The organism is Acidipropionibacterium thoenii DSM 20276, assembly GCF_000423445.1.
Classification (GTDB): Bacteria; Actinomycetota; Actinomycetes; order Propionibacteriales; family Propionibacteriaceae; genus Acidipropionibacterium; species Acidipropionibacterium thoenii.
This window is the reverse complement of the sequence record NZ_AUHZ01000016.1, coordinates 1-23,710: the sequence shown is the minus strand read 5'-3', so window position 1 is coordinate 23,710 and position 23,710 is coordinate 1. Positions and strand designations below refer to the sequence as shown.

General features: G+C 68.8%; 21 protein-coding genes, 5 tRNA genes, 1 rRNA gene and 1 pseudogene. 22 read left to right on the top strand and 6 right to left on the bottom strand.

The genetic code is table 11. From position 1 onward, the window contains the following. The first annotated feature begins 84 nt into the window (after window positions 1-84). From rsmI to G554_RS0106910, 5 genes are read left to right on the top strand one after another with little or no spacing between them, the layout of a single operon-like run. Complete coding sequence (gene rsmI / locus G554_RS15175) at window positions 85-1,008, top strand: 16S rRNA (cytidine(1402)-2'-O)-methyltransferase (RefSeq protein WP_084648376.1); 924 nt, start codon at window positions 85-87, stop codon at window positions 1,006-1,008. Next, a complete protein-coding gene (locus G554_RS15170) occupies window positions 1,005-1,955 on the top strand; it encodes a TatD family hydrolase (RefSeq protein WP_245569987.1) in 951 nt (316 codons plus the stop codon). Before rsmI ends, G554_RS15170 begins: the two co-directional genes overlap by 4 nt. Beyond that, entirely contained in the window at window positions 1,948-2,817 is an 870-nt protein-coding gene (rsmA, locus tag G554_RS0106920) for a 16S rRNA (adenine(1518)-N(6)/adenine(1519)-N(6))-dimethyltransferase RsmA (protein WP_027587339.1), read from the top strand. The genes G554_RS15170 and rsmA overlap by 8 nt, the downstream gene beginning before the upstream one ends. Window positions 2,818-2,867: 50 nt before the next feature. Further along, the gene (locus G554_RS0106915; protein ID WP_051232632.1) at window positions 2,868-3,818 is read left to right on the top strand and encodes a 4-(cytidine 5'-diphospho)-2-C-methyl-D-erythritol kinase; all 951 of its coding nucleotides are present in this window, start codon (window positions 2,868-2,870) and stop codon (window positions 3,816-3,818) included. A 1-nt stretch (window position 3,819) separates the two neighbouring features. Then, on the top strand, window positions 3,820-4,350 hold the full coding sequence (locus G554_RS0106910; RefSeq protein WP_027587337.1) for a MarR family winged helix-turn-helix transcriptional regulator: 531 nt from the start codon (window positions 3,820-3,822) through the stop codon (window positions 4,348-4,350). Here the strand turns inward: G554_RS0106910 and G554_RS0106905 are convergent. Next, a complete protein-coding gene (locus tag G554_RS0106905; RefSeq protein ID WP_027587336.1) occupies window positions 4,304-4,936 on the bottom strand; it encodes a TetR/AcrR family transcriptional regulator in 633 nt (210 codons plus the stop codon). The two genes, G554_RS0106910 and G554_RS0106905, sit on opposite strands and share 47 nt — an antisense overlap. 196 nt (window positions 4,937-5,132) lie before the next feature. Here G554_RS0106905 and G554_RS0106900 point away from each other — a divergent pair. The 15 genes and pseudogenes from G554_RS0106900 to G554_RS18580 all read left to right on the top strand — a co-directional run bounded on the left by G554_RS0106900 (window position 5,133) and on the right by G554_RS18580 (window position 19,742). Further along, a tRNA-Gln gene (locus tag G554_RS0106900) sits at window positions 5,133-5,211 on the top strand. Between the two features lie 115 nt (window positions 5,212-5,326). Beyond that, on the top strand, window positions 5,327-6,838 hold the full coding sequence (gene glmU, locus G554_RS0106895) for a bifunctional UDP-N-acetylglucosamine diphosphorylase/glucosamine-1-phosphate N-acetyltransferase GlmU (RefSeq protein WP_425393346.1): 1,512 nt from the start codon (window positions 5,327-5,329) through the stop codon (window positions 6,836-6,838). Further along, window positions 6,835-7,800 (top strand): ribose-phosphate diphosphokinase, encoded by a 966-nt coding sequence (locus G554_RS0106890; RefSeq protein WP_084648375.1) that lies wholly within the window; start codon window positions 6,835-6,837, stop codon window positions 7,798-7,800. The genes glmU and G554_RS0106890 overlap by 4 nt, the downstream gene beginning before the upstream one ends. 191 nt (window positions 7,801-7,991) lie before the next feature. Next, complete coding sequence (locus G554_RS0106885; RefSeq protein WP_027587333.1) at window positions 7,992-8,618, top strand: 50S ribosomal protein L25/general stress protein Ctc; 627 nt, start codon at window positions 7,992-7,994, stop codon at window positions 8,616-8,618. After that, window positions 8,615-9,217 carry an aminoacyl-tRNA hydrolase gene (gene pth, locus G554_RS0106880; RefSeq protein ID WP_027587332.1) on the top strand — a complete coding sequence of 201 codons (603 nt, stop codon included), beginning with the start codon at window positions 8,615-8,617 and terminating at the stop codon, window positions 9,215-9,217. Before G554_RS0106885 ends, pth begins: the two co-directional genes overlap by 4 nt. 26 nt (window positions 9,218-9,243) lie before the next feature. Then, entirely contained in the window at window positions 9,244-12,936 is a 3,693-nt protein-coding gene (mfd, locus tag G554_RS15165; RefSeq protein ID WP_425393345.1) for a transcription-repair coupling factor, read from the top strand. A gap of 71 nt (window positions 12,937-13,007) precedes the next feature. Further along, on the top strand, window positions 13,008-13,556 hold the full coding sequence (locus G554_RS0106870; protein ID WP_051232628.1) for a hypothetical protein: 549 nt from the start codon (window positions 13,008-13,010) through the stop codon (window positions 13,554-13,556). Between the two features lie 2 nt (window positions 13,557-13,558). Continuing rightward, window positions 13,559-14,254: a nucleoside triphosphate pyrophosphohydrolase gene (locus tag G554_RS15160; protein ID WP_051232647.1), complete on the top strand. Its 696-nt coding sequence runs from the start codon at window positions 13,559-13,561 to the stop codon at window positions 14,252-14,254. Window positions 14,255-14,336: 82 nt separating this feature from the next. Next, a complete protein-coding gene (eno, locus tag G554_RS0106860; RefSeq protein WP_027587330.1) occupies window positions 14,337-15,617 on the top strand; it encodes a phosphopyruvate hydratase in 1,281 nt (426 codons plus the stop codon). Window positions 15,618-15,918: 301 nt separating this feature from the next. Next, on the top strand, window positions 15,919-16,647 hold the full coding sequence (locus G554_RS18350; RefSeq protein WP_245569986.1) for an FtsB family cell division protein: 729 nt from the start codon (window positions 15,919-15,921) through the stop codon (window positions 16,645-16,647). Between the two features lie 4 nt (window positions 16,648-16,651). Beyond that, window positions 16,652-17,206, top strand: coding sequence for a DUF501 domain-containing protein (locus tag G554_RS15150; RefSeq protein WP_084648373.1), 555 nt, complete (start codon window positions 16,652-16,654; stop codon window positions 17,204-17,206). Further along, window positions 17,203-18,153 carry a Ppx/GppA phosphatase family protein gene (locus G554_RS0106845; RefSeq protein WP_027587329.1) on the top strand — a complete coding sequence of 317 codons (951 nt, stop codon included), beginning with the start codon at window positions 17,203-17,205 and terminating at the stop codon, window positions 18,151-18,153. Before G554_RS15150 ends, G554_RS0106845 begins: the two co-directional genes overlap by 4 nt. 3 nt (window positions 18,154-18,156) lie before the next feature. Further along, a tRNA-Leu gene (locus G554_RS0106840) sits at window positions 18,157-18,232 on the top strand. 153 nt (window positions 18,233-18,385) lie between these two features. Beyond that, window positions 18,386-19,345 (top strand): annotated as a pseudogene (locus G554_RS16725) (S1C family serine protease); the annotation flags it as partial. Then, window positions 19,326-19,742, top strand: a complete 417-nt coding sequence (locus G554_RS18580; RefSeq protein ID WP_084648372.1) for a PDZ domain-containing protein — start codon at window positions 19,326-19,328, stop codon at window positions 19,740-19,742. The pseudogene G554_RS16725 and the gene G554_RS18580, both read left to right, overlap by 20 nt. 70 nt (window positions 19,743-19,812) lie before the next feature. Here the strand turns inward: G554_RS18580 and G554_RS0106830 are convergent. The 3 genes from G554_RS0106830 to G554_RS0106820 form a co-directional block, all read right to left on the bottom strand. Further along, window positions 19,813-19,887: transfer RNA gene (locus G554_RS0106830), tRNA-Val, on the bottom strand. Window position 19,888: 1 nt separating this feature from the next. Beyond that, window positions 19,889-19,959 (bottom strand) — tRNA-Cys (locus tag G554_RS0106825). Between the two features lie 77 nt (window positions 19,960-20,036). Continuing rightward, a tRNA-Gly gene (locus tag G554_RS0106820) sits at window positions 20,037-20,109 on the bottom strand. Between the two features lie 210 nt (window positions 20,110-20,319). On the opposite strand from G554_RS0106820, the gene G554_RS0106815 reads away from it, so the two are divergent. Next, on the top strand, window positions 20,320-21,156 hold the full coding sequence (locus G554_RS0106815) for a Bax inhibitor-1/YccA family protein (RefSeq protein ID WP_027587328.1): 837 nt from the start codon (window positions 20,320-20,322) through the stop codon (window positions 21,154-21,156). A 141-nt stretch (window positions 21,157-21,297) separates the two neighbouring features. On the opposite strand, the gene G554_RS17175 is transcribed toward G554_RS0106815, so the two are convergent. Both G554_RS17175 and G554_RS15135 read right to left on the bottom strand, forming a co-directional pair. Next, complete coding sequence (locus G554_RS17175; protein WP_027587327.1) at window positions 21,298-21,927, bottom strand: NUDIX hydrolase; 630 nt, start codon at window positions 21,925-21,927, stop codon at window positions 21,298-21,300. Window positions 21,928-22,036: 109 nt separating this feature from the next. Continuing rightward, on the bottom strand, window positions 22,037-22,885 hold the full coding sequence (locus tag G554_RS15135; RefSeq protein WP_245569985.1) for a hypothetical protein: 849 nt from the start codon (window positions 22,883-22,885) through the stop codon (window positions 22,037-22,039). A 761-nt stretch (window positions 22,886-23,646) separates the two neighbouring features. Here G554_RS15135 and G554_RS0106800 point away from each other — a divergent pair. Further along, window positions 23,647-23,710: ribosomal RNA gene (locus G554_RS0106800) — 16S ribosomal RNA — on the top strand; the annotation flags it as partial.

Genomic DNA, 23,710 nt, shown 5'->3' with positions numbered 1-23,710 from the left:
ACGGTTCGCTGCACTCACCCGACCCATCGTAGGGCGGGCGCCGCCCGGTCAGGAGTTCCTCGCCTGCCATGGGAGACTGGGCCGGTGAACGAGACTGGACGAGTCATCCTGGCCGGCACCCCGATCGGGGACCGACGGACCGCCTCCCGGGCGCTGCTGGAGACCCTGGAGTCCGCGCAGGTGGTCGCCGCCGAGGACACCCGCCGCTACCGTGACCTGCTCAAGCGGCTCGGCATCACCTCGGCGGCCAGGGTGATCAGTTTCTTCGAGGGCAACGAGTCCCATCGGCTGCCGGAACTCCTGGAGGAGCTGCGCGCCGGCCGCGATGTGGTGGTGGTCACCGATGCCGGGATGCCGTCGGTCTCCGATCCGGGTTTCCGGCTGGTGAGGGCCGCCATCGATGAGGGGATCGGCGTCACCTCGGTGCCCGGGCCCACCGCGGTCACCACCGCCCTGGCACTGTCGGGGCTGCCCACCGACCGGTTCTGCTTCGAGGGCTTCCTGCCGAGAAAAGCGGGGGAGAGACGCCGTGCGCTGGCCGAGCTCGCGGCCGAGAAGCGCACCATGGTGGTCTACGAGGCACCCCACCGGCTGGCGGCACTGCTCGACGAGGCTGCCGCCCAGCTCGGCGCCGACCGCCAGGCCGCGGTCTGCCGGGAGCTCACCAAGACCTACGAGGAGGTCCGTCGCGGAACCCTCGCGGAGCTGTCTGAGTGGGCCGCCGAGGGAGTCAAGGGAGAGATCACCGTGGTGATCGCCGGGGCCCAGGGGGTCACGGTCGGGATGGCCCGGGCCTGTGAGATGGTCGCCGAGCTGGTCGCCGCCGGGGAGAAGCTCTCGAGTGCGGTGGGCGATGTGGCGTCCAGCACCGGGGTGAACCGCCGAGAGCTCTACTCAGCGGCCCTGGACCACAGATCGGGCACCCGCGGCTCGGCGGACGACCGGGCAGCCGGCCGCCCCGAGGAGGACCGGCAGGTCGGTCAGGATGACGGCGAGGCCGACCGGTGAACCGCTGCGAGATCTCCGGCCGGCTCGCTGGGCTCGGCCTCCCCGAGCTGCCCGAACCGCTGGCCGCCCCGATCGTCGACAGCCACACCCACCTGGACACCATCGCGGAGATGGTCGGCATCGACCCGGAACTCTCGTTGGCTGCCGCCGCAGCGACCGGCGTCACCTGGATCGTGGAGATCGGCTGCGACGTGGCCGGCTCCCAGTTCGCCGAGCAACTCGCCCGCAGCCACCCGCAGGTGGTGGCCGCGGTCGCCATCCACCCCGATGACGCTGCCGCGCTGGCGGCCGGATCACCCGAGTCGCTGAGCGAGGCCATCGACGAGATCGACCGGCTCGCCGGGGCCGGGCCCCATGTGCGAGCGATCGGGGAGACCGGCATCGATCACCACAACACCCCCGAGGGCCCCGGATGGCAGGTGCAGCGGGAGGCCTTCGCCGCCCACATCGCGCTGGCGAGGACACACGGCCTCACACTGGCCATCCATGATCGCGACGCCCACCATGAGATCCTCGACATCCTGGACGCCGAGGGCTGGCCCGAGCGGGTCATCATGCACTGCTTCTCCGGGGACGCCGATCATGCTCGCCGCTGCCTGGACCACGGCGCCTGGCTGTCCTTCTCGGGAACCGTCACCTTCAACTCCGCGCGCCCCCAGCGCGAGGCGCTGGCCGTCACCCCCCACGACCGCATCCTGGTGGAGACCGACGCCCCCTTCCTCACCCCGACGCCCTGCCGGGGCGCGCGCAACGGCCCCTATCTGGCCGCCCACACCGCCCGCTTCATCGGCGACCAGCTGGGCCTGACGGAGATCGACTGCTGCCGGCTGCTGGCTGCCAACGCCTCGGCGGCCTACGGCGGGCCATGGGGTCCGGAGGCCGACGGCGGCGCGGGTCCTCAGCTCGAGCGGACCTCACGAACCACCGCCGGGGGCGTCGATGAGTGAGGACGGCAGTGGGCTGCTCGGACCCCGCCAGATCCGCCGGCTGGCCGATGAGATCGGGCTGCGCCCCACCAAGTCCAGGGGTCAGAACTTCGTCCACGACGCCAACACCGTCCGCCGGATCGTCTCGCTGGCCGGCATCGGGTCGCAGGATCGGGTGATCGAGGTCGGCCCCGGTCTGGGATCTCTCACCCTGGGACTGCTGGAGACCGGCGCCCAGGTGCTGGCCATCGAGATCGACCCGCTGCTCGCCGGTCGGCTGCCAGGCACCGTCGCCGCCAGGATGCCCGAGGCCGCCGGCAGGCTGGAACTCATCGAGTCCGACGCCCTCAAGGTCGATCGGCTCCCAGGGGATCCGGCCACCGCGCTGGTGGCCAATCTGCCCTACAACGTCGCCGTCCCGGTGCTGCTGCACCTGTTGGCGATCGCCGAGGCCTGGCGCACCGGGCTGGTGATGGTCCAGCTCGAGGTCGCCGACCGGTTGGTGGCCGGGCCCGGATCGAAGGTCTACGGCGTCCCCAGCGTGAAACTGGCCTGGTACGCCCGGGCCACGAAGGTCGGCACCGTGCCGCCCGGGGTCTTCTGGCCGATGCCCAATGTCGACTCCGGCCTGGTGCGCATCACCCGCAGCGCACCGCCGTGGTGCTCGGCGACACGCGAACAGGTCTTCACCGTCATCGACGCCGCCTTCGCCAACCGTCGCAAGATGCTCCGCTCGGCCCTGTCGGGATTGTGCGGCGGATCGGCGGCGGCCTCGGCGATGGTGGCGGCAGCCGATGTCGACCCGACGGCACGCGGGGAGTCCCTCGACATCGCCGGATTCGCCCGGATCGCCGAGCAGCTGGCCGGCGCCGGACGGCTGTGAACCCGGCCGCCGGGCTACGCCGCGAGCCGGGGAGTGGATAAGTTGGCCTCATGGCCGGCAATCCACGCAGCACACCCGAGGCCCCACCGGTGATGGTGAGGGTCGCGGCGAAGCTGAACCTCGCGCTGGGGGTGGGGCCATTGGGTGAGGACGGATACCACCGGCTGGCGACCGTCTTCGAGGCCGTCGGCATCTACGACCAGATCAGCGTCTCGGCCCGCTCCGACGACCGGATCCGCGTCACCGTCGAGGGCCCGCAGGCCGAGATGGTGCCCCAGGACCACACCAACCTGGCCTGCCGGGCCGCCGAGCTGATGCGCGAGCGGTGGGCCGGGCCCCACCTGGGCGCCGACATCCAGATCTCCAAGTCCATCCCGGTGGCCGGCGGGATGGCCGGCGGATCGGCCGATGCCGCAGGCACCCTGTTGGCCTGCTCGGTGCTGTGGGACCTGGACACCGGCCCCGACGATCTCCAGCAGCTGGCCGCCGACCTGGGCTCCGACGTCCCCTTCGCCCTGGTGGGAGGGGTGGCGCTGGGCCGTGGCCGGGGAGAGCATCTGGTCCCGGTGATCTCGCGCGGCACCCATCACTGGGTCTTCGCCACCTCCGAGCGGGGACTGTCCACCCCGACGGTCTACCGGCGCTTCGACGAACTGGGCGGAGCCGGCGGGGACTGGGTGCCGACCGCCCTGATCGCGGCGCTGACGAGCGGCGATGTGGAGACCGTCTCGCACTGCCTGGGTAATGATCTGCAGGACGCCGCGCTGGACCTCCGCCCCGATCTGTCAGCTGTGCTGCGCACCGGGGTGGAGGCCGGCGCGCTGGCCGGCCTGGTCTCCGGCTCCGGCCCGACAGTGGCCTTCCTGGTGGGCGAGGAGGCCGCCGGCCGCACCGTCGCCAAGGCGCTGGTCGAGCTCGACCAGGTCGATGACGTGAGGGTGGTGCGCGGCCCGGTGCCCGGCGCCCAACTGCTGCCGGGCACCCTTCAGGCGAGGATGTGACGTGGCTGACTCCGTCGATCGCATCATCGCCGCATGGGCCCGCGAGCGCCCCGACCTGCCGGTCGACCGGATGGAGGTGTGGTCGCGTGTCACACGGTTGTCACGGCTGCTCGACCGTGCCCGGTCGCGGGCCTTCGCCCAGCACGACCTAGAGGTCTGGGAGTTCGACGTGCTGGCGGCCCTCCGCCGCAGTGGAGAGCCCTACCAGATGAGTCCCGGTCAGCTGCTGAGCGAGCTCGAGGTCTCCTCGGGCACCATGACCAATCGGATCTCGCGACTGTCGGCCCGCGGCCTGGTGCTGCGGCGTCCCCATCCGGTGGACGGCCGGAGCGCCCTGGTCGAGCTCACCGGCAAGGGGATGGAGCTGGTCGACGGTGCGCTGGCCGCCCTGTTGGACTCCGAGGGCGGTCTCATGCGCCAACTCGACCCCCAGGACGTCGACCAGCTGGGAGCCGGGCTCCGGGCCGTGCTGGGTCATCAGGAGATCAGGGGCGGTTCGTCAGGCCACGGGCCCGCTGGGTCGAACGGGTGAGCTGGGGGGAGGCCGAGAGCCGTCCCAGGCCGTTGAAGGCCAGATCGACCAGATGGGCCGCCACCTGCTCCTTGGAGGGCTGCCTGGTCTCCAGCCAGGCCTGACCGGCCATCGCCACCATGCCGGTGAGCGCCTGGGCGTAGATACCGGCGTCCGAGGGGTCATACCCGTGGCCGGCGAAGGTCTCGCTGAGCAGGCCCTCCACCCAGGAGGCCACATCGGAGAGGATCGAGGCGTAGGAGCCGGTGGAGGTGCCGACCGAGGAGTCCCGCGAGATGATCTGGAAGCCGTCGGTGTGGTCGTCGATGTAGTCCAGCAGCGCCAGCACACCCGACTCCAGGATGCTGCGGGGGCTCTGGTGGGGCCGGGTGAGGGCCGCCAGCAGGCTCGACTGGAGAAGCTGGACCTCGCGGTCGACGACCACCGCGTAGAGCCCGTCCTTGGAGCCGAAGTGCTCGTAGACCACAGGTTTGGAGACCCTGGCGGTCGAGGCGATCTCCTCCACCGAGGTGCCGCCGACGCCATTGGCGGCGAACAGTCCTCGGGCGACGCCGATCAGCTGGTTGCGGCGTTGCGCACTGGTCATCCGGACTCTCGGCTGGCGCCGTGACGGATTGTCCTTTCCAGATGACGAGGTGATCATGCCCTGAAGATACTCGACGGGCCACTCCAGGGCCGGATCGGGTGCGCACCCCCGAGCGCGCCGGCCGGTGGCCGAGAACCTCGGCGGCGCAGCCGGTGAGCTGTTTGCCGTATCGTGGGGCCCGCTCGATCTCGAGCGATCCCCGGTTGGTCTGCCGGCAGGGCCCGCCTGACTTTGAATCAGGATGAGCGACACAGGTTCGACTCCTGTCCGGGGAGCGTGGGCCGATGTCAACTGGCGGTACGCTCAGCTGGCGCAGTTCGCAGCGACCAGGGATCACCGGAGGGTCTTTGCAAGGATGACTCCCGGAGTACCAACTCTGCACAGCGAGAGGTGAGGAACGTGACCACGACCAGCGACCAGACGACCTCTACAGGTGTGGCGGCTGTCATCGTGTTGGCTGCCGGCGGGGGCACCCGGATGAAGTCGAGGCGGTCGAAACTTCTCCACGAGGTGGCCGGCCGGCCGATGCTGTCGTGGGCCGTCAATGCCGCCCGTGGGCTCAACCCGGAGCATCTCGTCGTGGTGGTCGGCCATCTGCGCGAGCAGGTCGAGGCCCAGCTGGCCGAGGACGCCCCCGACGTCGCCACCGCCGTCCAGGCCGAGCAGAAGGGCACCGGACATGCGGTCGGTTGTGCCCTGGAGGGCCTCGGCGAGCTGACCGGGGAGGTCGTCGTCACCTACGGCGACGTCCCGATGCTCGACACCGCAACCCTGCAGGATCTGGTCGCAGCCCATCGGGCGGCCCACACCCTGGCCACCGTGCTCACCGCCGAGGTGCCCGACCCGACCGGCTACGGACGGATCCTGCGCAATGGTGAACGGGTCTCCGGCATCGTCGAGCACAAGGACGCCGACGACGCCCAGCGTCGAATCCGTGAGATCAACTCCGGCATCTACGTCTTCGACGCGGTGGCCCTGAGGCGCGGCGTCGCGGCGCTGTCCAATGACAACGCCCAGGGGGAGTACTACCTCACAGACGTCGTCTCGATGGCGGCTGCCGGCAGCATCCGCGGCGAGGGCTCCGAGCGGTCCGGGGTGGCGGCCTATCGCACCGAGGACCTGTGGCAGACCGAGGGGGTCAACGACCGGGTCCAGCTGTCGCGTGTCAACGTCGAGATGAACCGTCGGATCCTGGAGCGCTGGATGCGCGACGGCGTCACCATCGCCGACCCCTCCAGCACCTGGATCCAGCCCGATGTCGACCTCAGCCAGGACGTCACGGTCCTTCCCGGCAGCCATCTCAACGGGGCCACCAGCATCGGATCGGGAGCCGTCATCGGGCCCGACACCACGCTGACCGACTGCGAGGTCGGCGAGGACGCCGTGGTGACCCGCACCGACGCCACCCTCGCGGTGCTCGGACAGGGCGTCCGGGTGGGGCCCTACGCCAATCTGCGACCGGGTACGGTGCTCGACCAGGGCACCAAGATCGGTGCCTTCGTGGAGACCAAGAACGCCCATCTGGGTGCCGGCACATCCATCCCGCGGCTGGTCTACGCCGGGGACGTGGTGATCGGCCATGAGGTCACGGTCGGTGCCGGTGCAGTGTTCGCCAACAACGACGGGCAGTCCACCGCCACCAGCAGCATCGGTGATGGCGCCTTCGTCGGTTCCAATGTCGTGGTGGTCGCCCCGGTCAGTGTGGGCGCAGGCGCCTTCCTGGCCGCCGGTTCGGCGATCACCGAGGATGTGCCCGAGGGGGCTCTGGCGATCGCCAGGGACCGCGGCCACATCAGCTCGGGCTGGGTGGCCCGGCACCGGGGGCAGGCCGCCCCCTCCTCAGACTCGGACCCCCGGTCCGACAGCCGAGACCACATTTCCACGCCGGAGGAACATTCGTGAGCGGTGCCACACGACCCAACAACAAACACCTGATGCTGTGTTCGGGACGGGCATATCCCGAACTCGCAGAGGAGATCGCCAAGGAACTGGGGGTCGGTCTGGTGCCCTCCCGCCAGGTCACCTACGCCAACTCTGAGATCTACGTCCAGTTCCAGGAGTCGGTGCGCGGCTGCGACGCCTTCGTCGTGCAGTCCCACTGCGCCCCGGTCAACGAGGCCATGATGGAACAGCTCATCATGATCGACGCCCTCAAGCGGGCCTCGGCCAAGCGGATCACCGTGGTGGCGCCGTTCTACCCCTACGCCCGCCAGGACAAGAAGCACCTGGGTCGCGAGCCCATCTCGGCTCGTCTGATGGCCGACCTGTTCACCGCGGCCGGGGCCGACCGCATCATGGCGGTGGACCTGCACGCCGCACAGATCCAGGGCTTCTTCGACGGTCCGGTCGACCACCTCTGGTCCCTGCCGGTGCTGTCGGACTACGTCCGCGAGAAGTACGGACACGAGGACGTCGTGATCGTCTCCCCGGACGCCGGCCGGGTTCGGCTGGCCGACATGTGGACGGACAAGCTGGGTTGCCAGCTGGCCATCATCCACAAGCGCCGCGATCCCACCAAGGCCAATGAGGCGACCACCCACGAGGTGGTCGGCAAGGTGGCCGGCAAGACCTGCATCCTCGTCGACGACATGATCGACACCGGCGGAACGATCTGCCAGGCCGCCAAGGCACTCGAGGAGCACGGGGCGGCCAAGGTCATCGCGGCTGCCACCCACCCGGTGCTCTCCGGGCCGGCGGCCGATCGCATCAAGGCCTCGCCGATCGAGGAGCTCATCGTCACCAACACCCTTCCCGCCGATGGCGTCGACATTCCCGAGATGACGGTGCTGTCCATCGCCCCGCTGATCGCCAAGGCGATCCAGCAGGTCTTCGAGGACGGCTCGGTGGCCCAGCTGTTCCGCTGAGCCGAGCCAGACGGTGTCGTCCCCGGCGGGGACGACACCGTCTGGCTGCGTTTCCGGTCCTGGCCGAGGACGCTGTACACTTCTTGATGCTTGGCGAGGGACCGGAAGGTCCGTGATCGACTGGCCGTTCAGAGGAACTCTGGATATCCCACTCGTCGAGCCCATCGATCGGTTCCGAGTAGGAGAAACACATGGCTGACGTCATCACCCTCAAAGCTGGCAAGCGCACCGAGTTCGGTAAGGGTGCGGCCCGCCGCATCCGCCGTGCCGACCTGGTCCCCGCCGTGATGTACGGTCACGGCACCGACCCCATCCACGTCACCCTGCCGGGTCACGCGACCCTGCTGGCGCTGCGCGCCGAGAACCCGCTGCTGTCGATCGAGGTCGAGGGCGACGAGCCCCAGCTGGCCCTGCCGAAGGACGTCCAGCGTGACATCTTCACCGGCTTCGTCACCCACGTCGACCTGATCACCGTGCGCCGCGGCGAGAAGGTCACCGTCACCGTGTCGCTGCGCGTCGAGGGCGAGCCCGAGCAGGGCACCGTCGCGACCGTCGACGTCAACGAGGTCGAGGTCAACGCCGATCCGCTGAACATCCCCGAGAGCCTCACCGTCGACGTCACCGACCTGCCGGCCGGCCACAGCATCACCCTGGGTGAGGTTGCGCTGCCCGAGGGCGTCGAGCTGGCCGCCGATCCCGAGTCGGTCGCCATCTCGATCGTCATTCCTGCCGCCGAGCCCGTCGAGGAGCCGGAGGCCACCGATGAGGACGCCGAGGCCGAGGACGCCGAGGCTGCCCCTGAGGACGCCGAGGAGTGACTCGCACCTGGCTGGTGGCCGGGCTGGGAAACCCCGGTCCGACCTACGCCGGGACGCGCCACAATGTCGGCGCGATGGTCGTCGAGGAGCTGTGCCGACGGGCCGGGCTGTCTCTCAGCTCGGCCCGCGGTCAGCGGGCCGAGCTGGCCCGCACCCGGATCTCAGCAGCAGGCCTGGCAGTTCCGGCGGCTCAGTCCGAGGCCGTCATCCTGATGCGCTCCCGGACCTATATGAACGAGTCGGGGATCGCAGTGCGAAAGGTCGCCGACTTCGCCCGCGTCCCGGTCGAACAGATCATCGTCGTCCACGACGAGATCGACCTGGACCTGGGACAGCTCCGGGTCAAGGCCGGTGGCGGGGACAACGGCCACAACGGCCTGAGGTCGATCCGCGCCCACCTGCACAGCGGCGACTTCCTCCGGGTCCGGATCGGGGTGGGTCGCCCCCCGGGTCACCAGGACCCTGCCGACTATGTGCTCAAGGGATTCGCCTCACGGGAGAAGGCGGAGGTCGGCGGCCAGGTCCGGTTGGCCGCGGACGCCGTCGAGTACCTGATGACCGAGGGTCTGGCAGCCGCCCAGAACCGTTTCAACAGTTAGAACCCCGGTAGCGGGCAACGTAGAGTGTGCGGGTGCCTCTTGCTGGTCTGGTCTCCCTGCTGTCCCGTGAACCCGTGCTGAACCGGGTGATCCGCGATGGCCTGACCGGTCACGTCCGGGCCCTGGACCTCACCGCCGCGGCCCCCTCCCGGCCGGCGGTGGCCGCCGTGCTGGCCGATGCCTTCGAGGGATCGGGCCGGGGACTGCCGATCCTGATGGTCACCTCCACCTTCCGGCAGGCCGAGGAGGTCACCGCCACCCTGGAATCCTGGCTGGGTGCCGACGAGGTCTGCTACTACCCGTCCTGGGAGACCCTTCCGCATGAGCGCCTGAGCCCCCGCTCCGACACCGTGGGACGCCGGCTGGCCGTGCTGAGGCGGGTACTCGGCACCGGCGGGCAGCGGCCCCCGAAGGTCATCGTCGCCCCGATCAGGGCGGTTCTGCAGCCCCAGGTGGCCGGTCTGGGCACCGTCGAACCGGTGCTCATCCGGACCGGTGGGCAGTACGACCTCACCCAGCTCTCCCAGGACCTCGTCGAGGCCGCCTATCTGCGCGTCGACATGGTCGAGCGCCGCGGCGAGTTCGCGGTACGCGGCGGGATCCTCGACCTCTTCCCGCCGGTCCTGGACCACCCGGTGCGGATCGACTTCTTCGGCGACGAGGTGGAGGAGATCCGGTCCTTCTCGGTGGCCGACCAGCGCTCCACCGACGAGGTGCACGAGGCCGTCACCGCCGCACCGTGCCGCGAACTGATCCTCACCGACCAGGTGCGCGCCAGGGCCCGCGCCCTGATCCCCGACCACCCTGAGCTGGCCGACATGCTCGAGAGGATCGGCCAGGGCCAGGCCGTCGAGGGGATGGAGGCCCTCATCCCGGCCCTGGTCGACAGGATCGAGCTGCTGGTCGACGTGCTGCCCGCCGAGGCGATGGTGCTGGCCTGCGATCCCGAACTGATCCGGACCCGCGCAGCCGAGCTGGTGCGCACCTCCGAGGAGTTCCTCAACGCCGGCTGGGCGGCTGCGGCCTCCGGTGGCGCGGCGCCGATCGACCTGGCCTCCTCCGGCTACCGCAGCCTCGTGGAGGTCCGCGACCATGCCCTGCAGCGCGGCATGAGCTGGTGGTCCCTGTCGGCCTTCAGCTCCGGGGTCGAGTCAGCGGATCCCGATGAGGCCGACGAGATCCAGTTCGCCGACGCCCCCGACAGCCTGGACCTCAAACTCGAGGAGGTCGATCCCTGGCATGGCGATGTCGACTCGGCGGTGGCGTCGATGTCGGGACGGCTGTCCGCCGGCTGGACCGTGGTACTGGCGGTGGAGGGGGAGGGGCTGGCCCACCGGATGGCCGAGCTGCTGGCCGAGCACGACGTACCGGCCACCATCGAGGCCGACCTCACCGAGCCTGCCGATCTGCCGGCCGCCGCTGCCGAGGACCCCTCTCACGCCGGCCGGCAGAACCCGTCGGGCGGCGTCGTCCACATCGTTCGTGCCCACCAGCGTCAGGGGTTCCGCGCCGAACGGCTCGAACTGGTGGTCCACGGCACCGCGGATCTCACCGGTCAGGCCGAGTCCACCGACCGAGCCACCCGCAAGATGCCGGCCAGGCGTCGGAACCAGATCCAGCCCCGGGAGCTCAAGCCCGGGGAGCTGGTGGTCCATGAGCAGCACGGCGTCGGCCGCTACGTCGAGATGATCCAGCGCACGGTGGCCGGGGCCACCCGCGAGTACATGGTCATCGAGTACGCCCCGGCCCGCAGGGGACAGCCCGGCGACCGGCTCTTCGTCCCGATGGACTCCCTGGACCAGATCACCCGCTATGTCGGCTCCGACGCCCCGGCCCTGGACAAGATGGGCGGGGCGGACTGGAAGAGGCGCAAGGCCAAGGCCCGCAAGGCGGTCCGCAAGATCGCCGCCGAACTCATCAAGCTCTACGCCGCCCGGCAGGCCACCAAGGGCCATGCCTTCGGCCCCGACACCCCCTGGCAGCACGACCTGGAGGACGCCTTCGCCTACGTCGAGACCCCCGACCAGCTCACCACCATCGCCGAGGTCAAGGAGGACATGGAGCAGGTCGTCCCGATGGACCGGCTGGTCTGCGGGGATGTCGGTTACGGCAAGACCGAGATCGCCGTCCGGGCCGCCTTCAAGGCCGTTCAGGACGGCAAGCAGGTCGCCATCCTGGTGCCCACCACGCTGCTGGTCCAGCAGCACACCCAGACCTTCACGGAGCGCTACGCCGGTTTCCCGGTCACGGTCGCCTCGCTGTCCCGGTTCCAGACCGAGGCCCAGGCCCGCGAGGTCAGGCAGGGCCTGGAGAGAGGGACCATCGACGTGGTGGTCGGCACCCACCGGCTGCTCTCGGAGACCATGAGATTCAAGGATCTGGGCCTGGTGATCATCGACGAGGAGCAGCGCTTCGGCGTCGAGCACAAGGAACAGCTGAAGAAGCTCCGGGTCGACGTCGACGTGCTGTCGATGAGTGCCACCCCGATCCCGCGCACCCTGGAGATGGCCGTCACCGGGATTCGTGAGATGAGCACCATCGCCACCCCGCCGGAGGAGCGTCATCCGGTGCTCACCTTCGCCGGACCCCAGGACGATGGCCAGGTGGTCGCCGCGATCCGCCGCGAACTGGCCCGCGAGGGTCAGGTCTTCTTCATCCACAACCGGGTGCAGGACATCGAGAAGACCGCCGCGAAGCTGCGCGAACTGGTACCCGAGGCCAGGGTGGCCACAGCCCACGGCCAGATGAACGAGAAGCAGCTGGAACAGATCATGGTGGACTTCTGGGAGCGGCGCGCCGACGTCCTGGTGTGCACCACCATCGTGGAGTCCGGGTTGGACATCTCCACGGCCAACACCCTGATCGTCGACCGCGCCGACCGGATGGGGCTGTCCCAGCTCCACCAGCTGCGCGGCCGGGTCGGGCGTAGCCGCGAGCGGGGCTACGCCTACTTCCTCTACCCGCCGGACAAGCCGCTCACCGAGACCGCCCACGACCGGCTGGCCACGATGGCCCAGCACACTGACCTGGGCGCCGGGATGGCCATCGCGATGAAGGATCTGGAGATCCGCGGGGCGGGCAATCTGCTCGGCGGGGAGCAGTCGGGCCACATCGCCGACGTCGGTTTCGACCTGTACATCCGGCTGGTGGGGGACGCCGTGGCCGAGTTCCGCGGGGACACCACCGCCGAGGAACCCGAGATGCGCATCGAGCTGCCGGTCGACGCCAATCTGCCGGTCGATTACGTCGAGTCCGAGAGGCTGCGACTGGAGATGTACAAGAGGCTCGCCGAAGTGCGCTCCGATGATGAGGTGGACGCCATCCGCGACGAGTTGCTGGACCGTTACGGTCCACTGCCCGAGGCCGTGGAGGCGCTGCTCGGCGTCGCCCGGTTCCGGCTGCTGTGCCGGGCCCATGGAATCCGGGAGGTGGTGCCCACAGGCTCCTCGATCCGGTTCTCCCCGATCCACCTTCCGGAGTCGCGGACGATGCGGCTCAAGCGGCTGCACCCCGGCTCGACCGTCAAGGACGCCGCCGGGCTGGTCCTGGTCCCCAAGCCGCGCACCGCCAGGGTCGGGGGGCGTCCACTGGCCGGGGCCGAACTGCTGGACTGGGCCCGTGCCGTGGTCACCGACATTCTCGCGGTGCCCCAACCGGCCGGGGCCGGATCGGCGGGCCAGGCCGCCGGAACCTCGAAAAGCCCGGCCCGGGTCGGATGAGGGGTCGTAGGATCGCAGGCGCGACGGCAGTTCTGCGGGCCGGCGCCAGACACCAGTCAGGAGACTCCACGATGACCTACTTCGCCCGGCTCACCGGCCGAGTGTCCCGCCCGACCAGAGTGGTCGCGGCGGTGGCGGTGACGACTCTTGCAGCCGGCTCGCTGGCCGGATGCGTGCCCTCCTCCTCGACAGCCGTGGAGGTCGGTGACCAGAAGGTCTCGATGGAGACCTTCCAGAAGGACCTGGACGCATGTTCCTCGCTGGCGGTCTCCGACACCATGACCCCACGTCAGGTGATCGCCACCACCGTCACCCGGGGGGCGGTGGGGGAGGCCCTGCTGGCCCGGTCGGGGCGCACCCTGAGCACTGCGGCCCGTGACGAGGTGCTCAAGGCCAACGACCTCACCGTGCTGGAGTCCAACCCGACCTGCCACCAGATGGGTCGCAGCCTGGCCTCCCTCTATGCCGTCGTCCAGACCACCGATGAGAAGACCCTGATGGCCCAGATCGGGGACCTCGACGTCCAGGTCAACCCCAGGTTGGGCGGATGGCAGTCCGAGGAACTGCTGGTGGCCGGCAGCTCCTCGCTGTCGAATCTGTGGTCCGGTACCCGTTCGTGACCTTGGATCCGGAGGGGTCGGCGGCCGAGCTGCAGCGCCCCACCGCCAGCCTTGGGGAGCTGGTCGATCTGGTGGCGCTGCTGCGCGACCAGTGCCCCTGGGACGCCCGCCAGACCCATCGCAGCCTGGTCACCTACCTCATCGAGGAGACGGGGGAGGTGGTCGACGCCGTGGAGATCGGCACCGATGAGGATCTGGTCGAGGAACTCGGCGACCTGCTCCTCCAGGTGGTGCTGCACTCCAGGATCGCCGAGCAGCAGGGTCGATTCTCGATCCGTGAGGTGGCCGGGGGAATCGTCACCAAGCTGCGACGGCGTCACCCCCATGTCTTCGCCGACGCCCCGGTACCCGACGATCTGGATCGCAGCTGGGAGGCGCGCAAGACCGCCGAGAAGGGCCGGGTCTCGAGCCTGGACGGGATAGCCGAGTCGCTGTCGGCGCTGGCCCGGGCCGTCAAGGTGGTCGCCCGGATGCGCAAGCACCAGGTGCCGGTGGCCCTGCCCACCGAGCCGATCAGCGCCGAACAGGTCGGCGACCGGATCCTCGCGCTGGCTGCCAGGGCCCATGCCAGCGGGGTGGACGCCGATCAGGCCACCCGCGATGCGGTGCGCCGCCTGGAGTCGCGGGTGCGCCTCGCCGAGCACCGGCCCGACGGTGCGCCTGACCCCCACCTACGCGGCAGTGAGGTCCAGGACTGAGGATTTGCGACCTGCCGGGCGTGTCGTGGCCGGCCTCGGTTAGGCTTGGGGGCGAAAGACTATCCATGTGAAAGGTTGGCCAATGGCAACCATCGAATTCATCGACGCTCGCCAGATTCTCGATTCCCGTGGCAATCCCACTGTCGAGGTCGAGATCGTCCTCGACGACGGCACTGAGGCCCGGGCCGCTGTTCCCTCGGGAGCCTCCACCGGCGCCTTCGAGGCGGTCGAGCTGCGTGACGGGGATGAGTCTCAGTTCGGCGGCAAGGGTGTCCTCAAGGCCGTTGAGAACGTCAAGGAGAAGATCGCCGAGGAGGTTCTCGGCTACGACGCCTCCGAGCAGCGCGCCATCGACGCCGCCATGATCGAGCTCGACGGCACCGACAACAAGGGCAAGCTCGGCGCCAACGCCATTCTCGGCGTCTCGCTGGCTGCGGCACGCGCCGCTGCGGCATCCGCCGACCTGCCGCTGTACCAGTACCTCGGCGGCCCGAACGCTCACGTGCTGCCCGTCCCGATGATGAACATCCTCAACGGTGGAGCCCACGCCGACTCCGACGTCGACATCCAGGAGTTCATGATCGCCCCGATCGGCGCCGGCTCCTTCGCCGAGGCCTACCAGATCGGCGCGAACGTCTACCACGCCCTGAAGAAGGTCCTCAAGGACAAGGGCCTCAACACCGGCCTGGGCGACGAGGGCGGCTTCGCCCCCGATCTGCCGAGCAATGCTGCCGCCCTCGACCTCATCGAGGACGCCATCAAGGCTGCCGGCTATGAGCCCGGGAAGGACGTCGCGCTGGCACTGGACGTCGCCTCCTCCGAGTTCTACGAGGACGGCAAGTACCTCTACGAGGGTCAGAAGCGCTCCTCGGCCGAGATGATCGAGTACTACGAGAAGCTCATCTCCAACTACCCGCTGGTCTCCATCGAGGATCCCCTCGACGAGGAGGACTGGGACGGCTGGCAGGCCTTCACCGCCCGCTTCGGCGACAGGATCCAGATCGTCGGCGACGACCTGTTCGTCACCAACCCGAAGCGACTCCAGAAGGGCATCGACCTCAAGGCCGCCAACGCCCTGCTGGTCAAGGTGAACCAGATCGGCTCCCTGTCGGAGACCATCGACGCCGTGGAGCTGGCCCACCGCAACGGGTTCAGCTGCATGATGTCCCACCGTTCCGGTGAGACCGAGGACACCACGATCGCCGACCTGGCCGTCGCCCTGGGCACCGGTCAGATCAAGTCCGGCGCTCCGGCCCGCGGCGAGCGGATTGCCAAGTACAACCAGCTGCTGCGCATCGAGGAGGAGCTCGACGACGAGGCAGTGTTCGCCGGTGCCTCCGCCTTCCCGCGGTTCAAGGCCTGATTCGCCGCTGAGCCGCATTCGACCCGCTGTGGGTCCGGTGCGGTTCCCCGGCTGATCCACAGCCATGGCCCGGAGTCCATCAGGACTCCGGGCCATGGCTGTGTGTCGAGGGCCTTTGTGTCATTGGGTTCTGTGGAGAGGCCCTGATGGGAAGGGCCCTTCTGCCGGGTCGGCGGTCTGCCGAGGGACGACTTGTCGGTGGCGGACCGGCCGCTGTCGGGAGGTGAGGCCGGTGCCGGTCTGGTGTCAGGTCCGTGTCGGTCTGGTGTGAGCCCCCGCGGCAGGGGGATCATGGACGGTGATGGCCAGCTCACCGAGAACCCCCGCATCCCGTCCCCACGGCAGTGCCTCCGGCCTGCGTGGTGGCGCTTCCGGTGCCCGCGGCGGCGCCACCGGACCGCACGCCGGTGCGCCGCGGTCGGGGGCACGGCGTCCTGCCTCCCGCCCTAACACCCACGTACGCAATGCCGGTGCCTCGAGCCGCCGGATGGCCCGCGCCGAGCCGGCAGCCGGTACCGGGAGGTCGACCCCCGACGAGAGGACGGGTCCGGCCGGCAGAGCTGGCAAGGGCGGATCCTCCAGCTCTCGCCGACAGCCTCGGACGCTGCTCGGGCTGGGGCGTCTGAGCCTCACATCGAGGGCCTTCATCCTGGCCGCCGCGGTGGTGATGGTGATCGTGATGATCACCCCGAGCCTGGGCGTCTACTTCAAGCAACGCTCCGAGCTGGCCGATCTCACCGCCCAGCAGGCCCAGACGAGCCAGTCCATCGACAGCCTCCGCGATGAGCTCGAGCGATGGGACGATCCGGACTACGTCCGCTCCCAGGCACGAAGCCAGCTGGGCTGGGTGGTGCCGGGGGAGACCGGATTCAGGGTGATCGGCAAGGATGGCAAGGTGATGGGACCCGGCGCCGAACTGGACTCCGCAGGATCCACCGCCACGACCACCGCCACCAGCCCGTGGTGGCAGAAGCTGACCGGCAGCGTGAGAACCGCCGACAAGCCGGTCGCTACCACTGGGAAGCGGTGACTCGATGACCCATCTCGAACCCTTCGGTGCTCAGGACCGTGCCGATGTCGCCGCCCAGCTCGGCCGCGAACCGCGCGGGGTGATCGGCGTCGCATGGCGGTGCAGCTGCGGGCGTCCCGGGGTCATCGCGACCCTGCCCAGGCTGCCCGGGAACTCCCCCTTCCCGACCACCTACTACCTCACCTGCCCGGCGCTGGCCTCACGAATCGGCACCATCGAGGCCTCCGGCGAGATGGCCCGGATGACCGAGCGCCTCGGCCAGGACGCCGAGCTGGCCCGGCGCTACCGGCAGGCCCATCAGGCCTATCTGAACGATCGTCGGCACTATGCCGAGCAGGCCGGACTGGGCCCGGTCCCCGAGATCGACGGCATCTCGGCCGGCGGGATGCCCACCCGGGTCAAGTGCCTGCACGCACTGGCCGCTCACGCGCTGGCGGCCGGTCCCGGCGTCAACCCCATCGGCGACGAGGTCGTCGAGATGCTCCAGGGCTTCCTGGCCGAGCATCGCAGCGGGTCTGGGGACAGCGAGCCCCCAGGCCAGGATGAGGAGAGCAGATGACAGCGCCAACCGGTGCTCCCAAGGTCGCCGCCATCGACTGCGGCACGAACTCGATCCGGCTGCTGATCGCCTCTGACGGGGGGCGCGGCAACCTGGTCGAGTACGACCGACGTCTGGAACTGGTGAGACTGGGGGAGGGGGTCGACGCCACCGGGGCCTTCAGCCCCGCCGCCCTGGAGCGTACTTTCGCGGCCTGCGACCAGTACGCCGGGGCGATCTCGGAGCAGGGCTGCGACCGAGTGCGGTTCGTGGCCACCTCGGCTGCCCGTGATGTCTCCAACCGGGACGCCTTCGCCGCCGGAGTGCGCGCCCGCCTGGGCGTCGATCCGGAGGTGGTGCCCGGTACCGAGGAGGCGGCACTGTCGTTCGCCGGCGCGATGTCGGGGATCGAGGTCACCGCGGAGCCGGTACTGGTGATCGACTGCGGAGGCGGCTCGACCGAGCTGGTACTCGGACACCGCGACGGGGAGGGGACGCCGATCGTCGACCGTTCGGTGAGCCTGGACATCGGTTCGGTGCGGCTCCGGGAACGGTTCCTGCACGGGGATCCGCCCACCGCCGGCGAGATCGACGCCGCCCGTGACCTGGTGCGCGAGATGTTGGATACGGCTCAGGTGGATCCGAGCGTCGCAGCCACCGTGATCGGGGTCGCCGGAACTGTGACCAGCCTCTCGGCGATTCATCAGGACCTGACCGTCTACGACCGGCAGAAGGTCCACGGATCGCGGTTGAGCCGATCCGATCTGACGGAACTGGCGAGTCGGCTGCTCAGTTCGACGGTGGATCAGGTCCTGACGATGGGCCCGTTGAAGCGCCGTCGCGCCGAGGTGATCTGTGCCGGGGCTCTCATCATGGCCGAGATCGGGACCCGGATGGGAGCTGACCAGTTGATCGTCTCGGAGACCGATATTCTGGACGGTATCGCCCGTCGGCTGTTGATCGGCTGACCGGCCCTCGTAGCCCAACGGCAGAGGCAGGCGGCTTAAACCCGCTCAAGTGCGGGTTCGAGTCCCGCCGGGGGCACCACCGCGAGGATGCGGCCGCCGAGAACAGCTGGTCCACAGGTTCTCAGAAGGTTCGTCGCGAGCCTGTCCTCAGCAGGAGACAGCTTCTCCTCATTCTCCTCATGGTTTGTCGCGGTGGGATCTCCTCAGGTGGCACACGAGCGAGGAGATCACCATGAGCGGGCACCAGCACGACCAGGCGGACCAGCTGCCGACGGAAGTCACCACACCGCAGGGCGGCGGTCCGCTCAGGCGACGCAGGAGAACCCGACTCACGGCGATGGTCTCGGGGCTGGCGCCGGTCCTGGCGCTGGCCCTGGGGGTTCCGCTGGTCGTTGGCGGGCAGGTCGCGTCCTCGGTGATCACCAGCGGGCAGGATGCCGTGGTGTCGGGCGGGAGATGGAACGATCCCTCCGGTTGGCCGGGCTCGGGTCAGGACTCCACGGGGCACAACGAGTACGGGCAGTCCGGGCAGGACGACTCCGGCCAGCAGGATTCCGGGCAGCAGGATTCCTGGCAGCAGGATTCCTGGCAGCAGGATTCCGGTCAGACCCAGAGCGAGGCGGTCACCGCCACCAGTGAGCAGTCGGCCGGGGTCGTCACCATCAACACCACGCTCAGCTACGCCGACGAGAGTGCCGCCGGCACGGGCATGGTCCTCACCAGCAACGGGACCGTGCTGACCAACAACCATGTCATCGAGGGGGCCACCAGGATCACCGTGACCGTGCCCGCCACCGGGAAGTCCTACCCCGCGACCGTCGTCGGCACCGACACCAGCGAGGACATCGCTGTGCTGAAGCTCACCGGCTCGTCGGGACTCACCACGGTCAAGCAGGACAAGGACGCCGAGTCCGTCGGCCAGCAGGTCACCGCTGTCGGCAATGCCGAGGGTCAGGGGACGTTGATGGCCGCATCGGGAGTGATCAGCGCGCTCAACTCGACAGTGACCACGTCGGCGGAGGGAACCGTCGGCAGCGAGTCCCTGGACGACATGATCCAGATCTCCGCCGATGTCGTCTCCGGTGACTCCGGTGGTGCTCTCCTGGACACCGAGGGTGAGGTGGTCGGGATGACGACGGCGGCCTCCAGCGGCACGACCGCCGTGGTCGCCTATGCCATCCCGATCGAGAACGCCCTCAAGGTCGTCAGCCAGGTCGAGAGCGGCAAGGAGGGCGACGGTGTCACCCTCGGCTACCCGGCCTTCCTGGGAGTCGAGGTCGCCAGCGCGACCAGCACCACCTCGTCGGCAGCAGGGGGGGGAGGGCCAGCAGGGCCAGGCCGCCACCTCGAGCACGGTCAGTGGCGCGCAGGTGGCCGAGGTGATCGACGGCACGCCGGCCGCGCAGGCCGGCCTGGAAGCCGGTGACACCATCACCTCGATCGGCGGGAGAACGATCTCCACGGCCTCGGGCCTCAGCAGTGCGCTGGCCGGCTACCGGCCGGGTTCGACGGTGACGTTGGGTTGGACCGACAGCCAGGGAGTGAGTCACACGGCGTCGGTGACTCTGACCACCGGGCCTGCGGCCTGAGTGACCAGAGGCGTCGACCTCCGCCATGGGGCAGTGCCCTGAGCAACCGGGCCGACATCAGACAGCCTCGTGGTGGGCGATGCCAGGTTTGAACTGGCGACCTCTTCCGTGTCAGGGAAGCGCGCTACCGCTGCGCCAATCGCCCGAGGTGGAGACGGGATTTGAACCCGTGTGCACGGATTTGCAGTCCGTTGCCTCGCCTCTCGGCCACTCCACCACGATCGCCGGTGCCGGTGATCGGTGCCGATCATCGTGACGAGCCGTCTTGGATCCAGGTCCGAAAGACCTTCTCCGAGCGGACGACGGGACTCGAACCCGCGACCCTCACCTTGGCAAGGTGATGCTCTACCAACTGAGCCACGTCCGCATGGTGCCCGGCGGATCATCCGCCCGACATCGACGATGAACACTATTGGAGGCTCACCATCGGGCGCAAGTCAGGCACACAGCGATGCCCCGGGTCCTGGTGCCAGGGTCTGAGCCGCCCCTGAGGCGACCAGGAACTCCTGCGGCCGAGCCCGGTCGCCTTTGCCGCCTCGATAGACTGGCGACCAGGTGACATAACAGGAGGTACATGATGGGCAATCCCGTCTTCGCCCGTGCTGAGGCCTTCCAGCCTCACAGCAATCAGCAGGTCTGGCAGGGCCAGCAGGGATATCAGCAGTCTCAGTCCTGGGGTGGCCAGCCCGCCGCGGCCGGGCCCGGCTACGACCCATACGCTCAGCAGTCCCAACCGGTGATGACTTTCGACGACGTCGTCGCCAAGACCGGTCTGGTGCTGCTCACCATCTTCGCGATCGGCGTGGTGACCTATCTCGGGGTCATCGACCGGCCGGGTCTGGCAGGTGGAGCCGCCCTGCTGTCGGCCCTGGTCGGCTTCGTCACCGTGATGATCGTGGCGAGCCGGGCCAAGGTCCCGGTGGCCGGGGTGATCGCCTATGCCGTGATCGAGGGTGTCTTCATCGGCGCCATCTCCGCCATCTTCGAGAGGATGTTCCCCGGCATCGTCGTCCAGGCGGTGCTCGGGACCTTCTGCGCGGCCGGCGTCACCCTGGCGGCCTACAAGTTCCTCAACATCCGGGTGACCAGCCGGTTCCGTCAGGTGGTCACCATCGCCACCATCGGGTTCGCTGTCGCGATGCTGGCCAACCTCGTGATGGCCTTCTTCGTCCCGGCCGGCCTCGGTCTGCGCGCCTTCGGCGCCGGCGCCGGTTGGCTGCCGATTCTCGGCTCGGCGATCGGCGTCGTGCTGGCGGCGATGAACCTGGTTGTCGACTTCGACAGCGCCGAGCAAGGAGTGCGGAACCAGGCTCCGGCGAGCGAGTCCTGGCGGGCGGCCTTCGGCGTCGCGGTGACGATGGTGTGGCTGTACACCGAGATCCTGCGGATTCTCAGCTACTTCAGGTCCAACTGATCCTCGGCTCATCCCGGCCTGCCGTGACAGGCCCGGACGCGACTCGACCCCGGCTATTCCAAGCCGGGGCCGAGTCGCGTCCGGGGGCTGTGGACCCGGCGACCACCGGGCCGCCGGACACCGCACCGATCGGGTGATCGGTCAGGTGGGGGGCACGTCATGCAGGTGGTGCTCCAGGCAGGACCGGGTGGCCGCCCCCCAGGGCAGCCTGCGCCACCTCCAGATCGGGATCCAGCGCGACCGGGTGGTGGTACCGCCGACGTCCAGGACGACCGGCTCGGTCGGCTCCTTGCTGGTGGCGCTGTAGATGATGCGAAGGGCGTGGAAGTCCTCCAGGCCCCCGGATGGAGCACGTCCGATCCAGTGGTCGGACTGCAGATCGATGATGCGATTGAGCCGCACCGTCTGACCCGACTCCTCCATCACCTCACGAGTGACCGCCTGGGCTGGGGACTCCCCCTTCTCGATCCCGCCACCTGGCAGGGCCCACAGCCCCGGCACCGCCGTGACCGTGGAGCACTCGGTACCCAGCAGACCCAGACTCGAACGGACCACCGCATAGGCAGCAAGTCGCTGGTAGAGCCTGATCGGCTCCCCGGGCCTGCGATCCTTGGCCAGATCGGGGACGCCGGGGCGGTTCCTGGGTGGCCGGGAACGGGAGGTTCGCGGCATCACCCGGACCGTGATCGTGACCTCGGAATCGGACAGATCAGCCGACAGGTACTCCTTGGCAACCAGCCCCCGACGCCAGAGTTCCTGGTGCGGGTTCATGCCGTGGGGCACACGAAAAGCGAGGGATTGCCCGCTCCCCGGTGCTCCTATCGCGACTACCAGCACGTTTTCCATTCAACCACCGGAGGCGCAGCTGCCGAAGACGGGCTCATCTGACCTGCGAGGTGATGTCCTTCCCGGTGATGTCGGTGACGACGGTGGCGCCGTCCAGGGAGAAGTGGATGGTCGGCAGTGACCGCTTGTCCGACATGTCGATACGGAAGGACAGCTGGGAGGCCAACGGGGCCTTGCCGAGGGTGATCGGGATCTGGGCCATCAGGCCCGCCAGCACGGTGGGGGAGATGTCGCTGGGGCTGAACAGCTGAGCACTGGTGTCGCCCCGACGTTCGACCGCCCACGCGGGCAGGGCAGCGGGTCGGGTACGGCGCACCATGATTCCGTCAGTGCCCGAGGGGGTGTCGACCATCACCCCCTTGCCCGACTGGTAGCTGATCGCCAGCACCTGACGGGACCCGTCCACCGCATCCCTGAGGGCCTCGGTCATCCCCGCAGTGGTTGCGAAGTCCACCGTGTTGATGAGGCTGCCGTTCGGACGGAAGAAGACCGGAGCGGTCTCGGGTCGGGTGGAGACCGAGATCAGCACCACCCCCTGGTTGTATTCCAGGACCTGGAGCTCCTGGTTCTTCCGCGAGCCGGCAACCGAGGCGGCAGTGCTGAGCATCTGGGAGATGCGCTCCAGGGCGAAGCTGTCGGGGTTGAAGGGCCTCGAGACGGTCTGCGAGCTGGCCGCCTGGGTGGAGCTGATCTGGCCGGCCTGCCAGCTCCAGATCTGCGCAGTGGCTCCGACCCGCACTGTGACACTGACCTGCTTGGAGGTGATGTCGACCTTGGTCACAGGTGCACCGCCGGCCGCCTGGACGAGCTCGTCGACGATGTGAGGGGCGACATCGCCGGAGAAGGGTGACGCTGTCGCGGGAAAACTACTGTGCGCAGACATCGTCGCAACGCTGGGCTGCGGGTCATCGACGGTCGGCCGTTGGCAACCCGTCACGAACAGACATCCGGCCACTGCAGCGGCAAGCACTCCACAGCAGCGGCGCGACAGGGAAGGCAGGGCAGGCACAGGACCGAGTCTATGGGCGGGTGCACCACCCCGGTGTCGAGGGGAGTGCCAGGGGCCGCCGGCGCAGCCATCCGGACCGCCTGTCCACCCGGATCCGCGCAGCTGCCGGACCGACTTGCACTCCGGCCAGAGGCGCGGCATAGTTGGCCCTCGGCCGTTCCCCCTCGGGGTTACGGCTTGGTGAAAGATCAGGAATGAGTTGATTGCTAGTCGATCGGCGGTCTTGACCGAGTGGCCCCAAGGGTCTACAATTCACCAGGGCCTCCGCGAGAGCGGGTGTCTGGCGGTTCGGGAAGTCTCCAGAAGGAGATGGAAAGAATCGTTGCTCCGAAAGAGTCGGAATTGACACCGACGATGGAAAGAGTAATGTAGAGCAAGTGCTCCAAGCCGGGGTGTGAGTCCTGGTGCGGGTCGTGTGTGATGTTTGAGAACTCAACAGTGTGTCTATTTTTTAGTCAATAATTTTGTTGGTTGATGCACAACTTGGTTGTGTGTCGGATTTATTGATTCCTTTGATTGATTTCGATTGATCATCTGATGGAAGTCAGTTGGTTTGTTGGGGTTTGTTTTGGATTCTTTGATGTGGTTGCCTGTGCTGCTGCCTGTTGTTGTGGGTGGTGGTTGGTGATATTTTTTCATTGGAGAGTTTGATCCTGGCTCAGGACGAACGCTGGCGGCGTGCTTAACACATGCAAGTCG

Excerpts from the sequence above, each read along its gene's own strand:
- G554_RS0106915 (WP_051232632.1), top strand. The coding sequence starts at position 2,868 with ATGGCCGGCAATCCACGCAGCACACCCGAGGCCCCACCGGTGATGGTG.
- G554_RS15135 (WP_245569985.1), bottom strand. The coding sequence starts at position 22,885 with ATGTCTGCGCACAGTAGTTTTCCCGCGACAGCGTCACCCTTCTCCGGC.
- rsmA (WP_027587339.1), top strand. The coding sequence starts at position 1,948 with ATGAGTGAGGACGGCAGTGGGCTGCTCGGACCCCGCCAGATCCGCCGG.
- G554_RS0106905 (WP_027587336.1), bottom strand. The coding sequence starts at position 4,936 with ATGACCAGTGCGCAACGCCGCAACCAGCTGATCGGCGTCGCCCGAGGA.
- eno (WP_027587330.1), top strand. The coding sequence starts at position 14,337 with ATGGCAACCATCGAATTCATCGACGCTCGCCAGATTCTCGATTCCCGT.
- G554_RS0106815 (WP_027587328.1), top strand. The coding sequence starts at position 20,320 with ATGGGCAATCCCGTCTTCGCCCGTGCTGAGGCCTTCCAGCCTCACAGC.
- G554_RS0106870 (WP_051232628.1), top strand. The coding sequence starts at position 13,008 with ATGACCTACTTCGCCCGGCTCACCGGCCGAGTGTCCCGCCCGACCAGA.
- G554_RS18350 (WP_245569986.1), top strand. The coding sequence starts at position 15,919 with ATGGCCAGCTCACCGAGAACCCCCGCATCCCGTCCCCACGGCAGTGCC.
- G554_RS15150 (WP_084648373.1), top strand. The coding sequence starts at position 16,652 with ATGACCCATCTCGAACCCTTCGGTGCTCAGGACCGTGCCGATGTCGCC.
- G554_RS0106885 (WP_027587333.1), top strand. The coding sequence starts at position 7,992 with ATGGCTGACGTCATCACCCTCAAAGCTGGCAAGCGCACCGAGTTCGGT.
- G554_RS18580 (WP_084648372.1), top strand. The coding sequence starts at position 19,326 with ATGCCATCCCGATCGAGAACGCCCTCAAGGTCGTCAGCCAGGTCGAGA.
- G554_RS0106845 (WP_027587329.1), top strand. The coding sequence starts at position 17,203 with ATGACAGCGCCAACCGGTGCTCCCAAGGTCGCCGCCATCGACTGCGGC.
- G554_RS17175 (WP_027587327.1), bottom strand. The coding sequence starts at position 21,927 with ATGAACCCGCACCAGGAACTCTGGCGTCGGGGGCTGGTTGCCAAGGAG.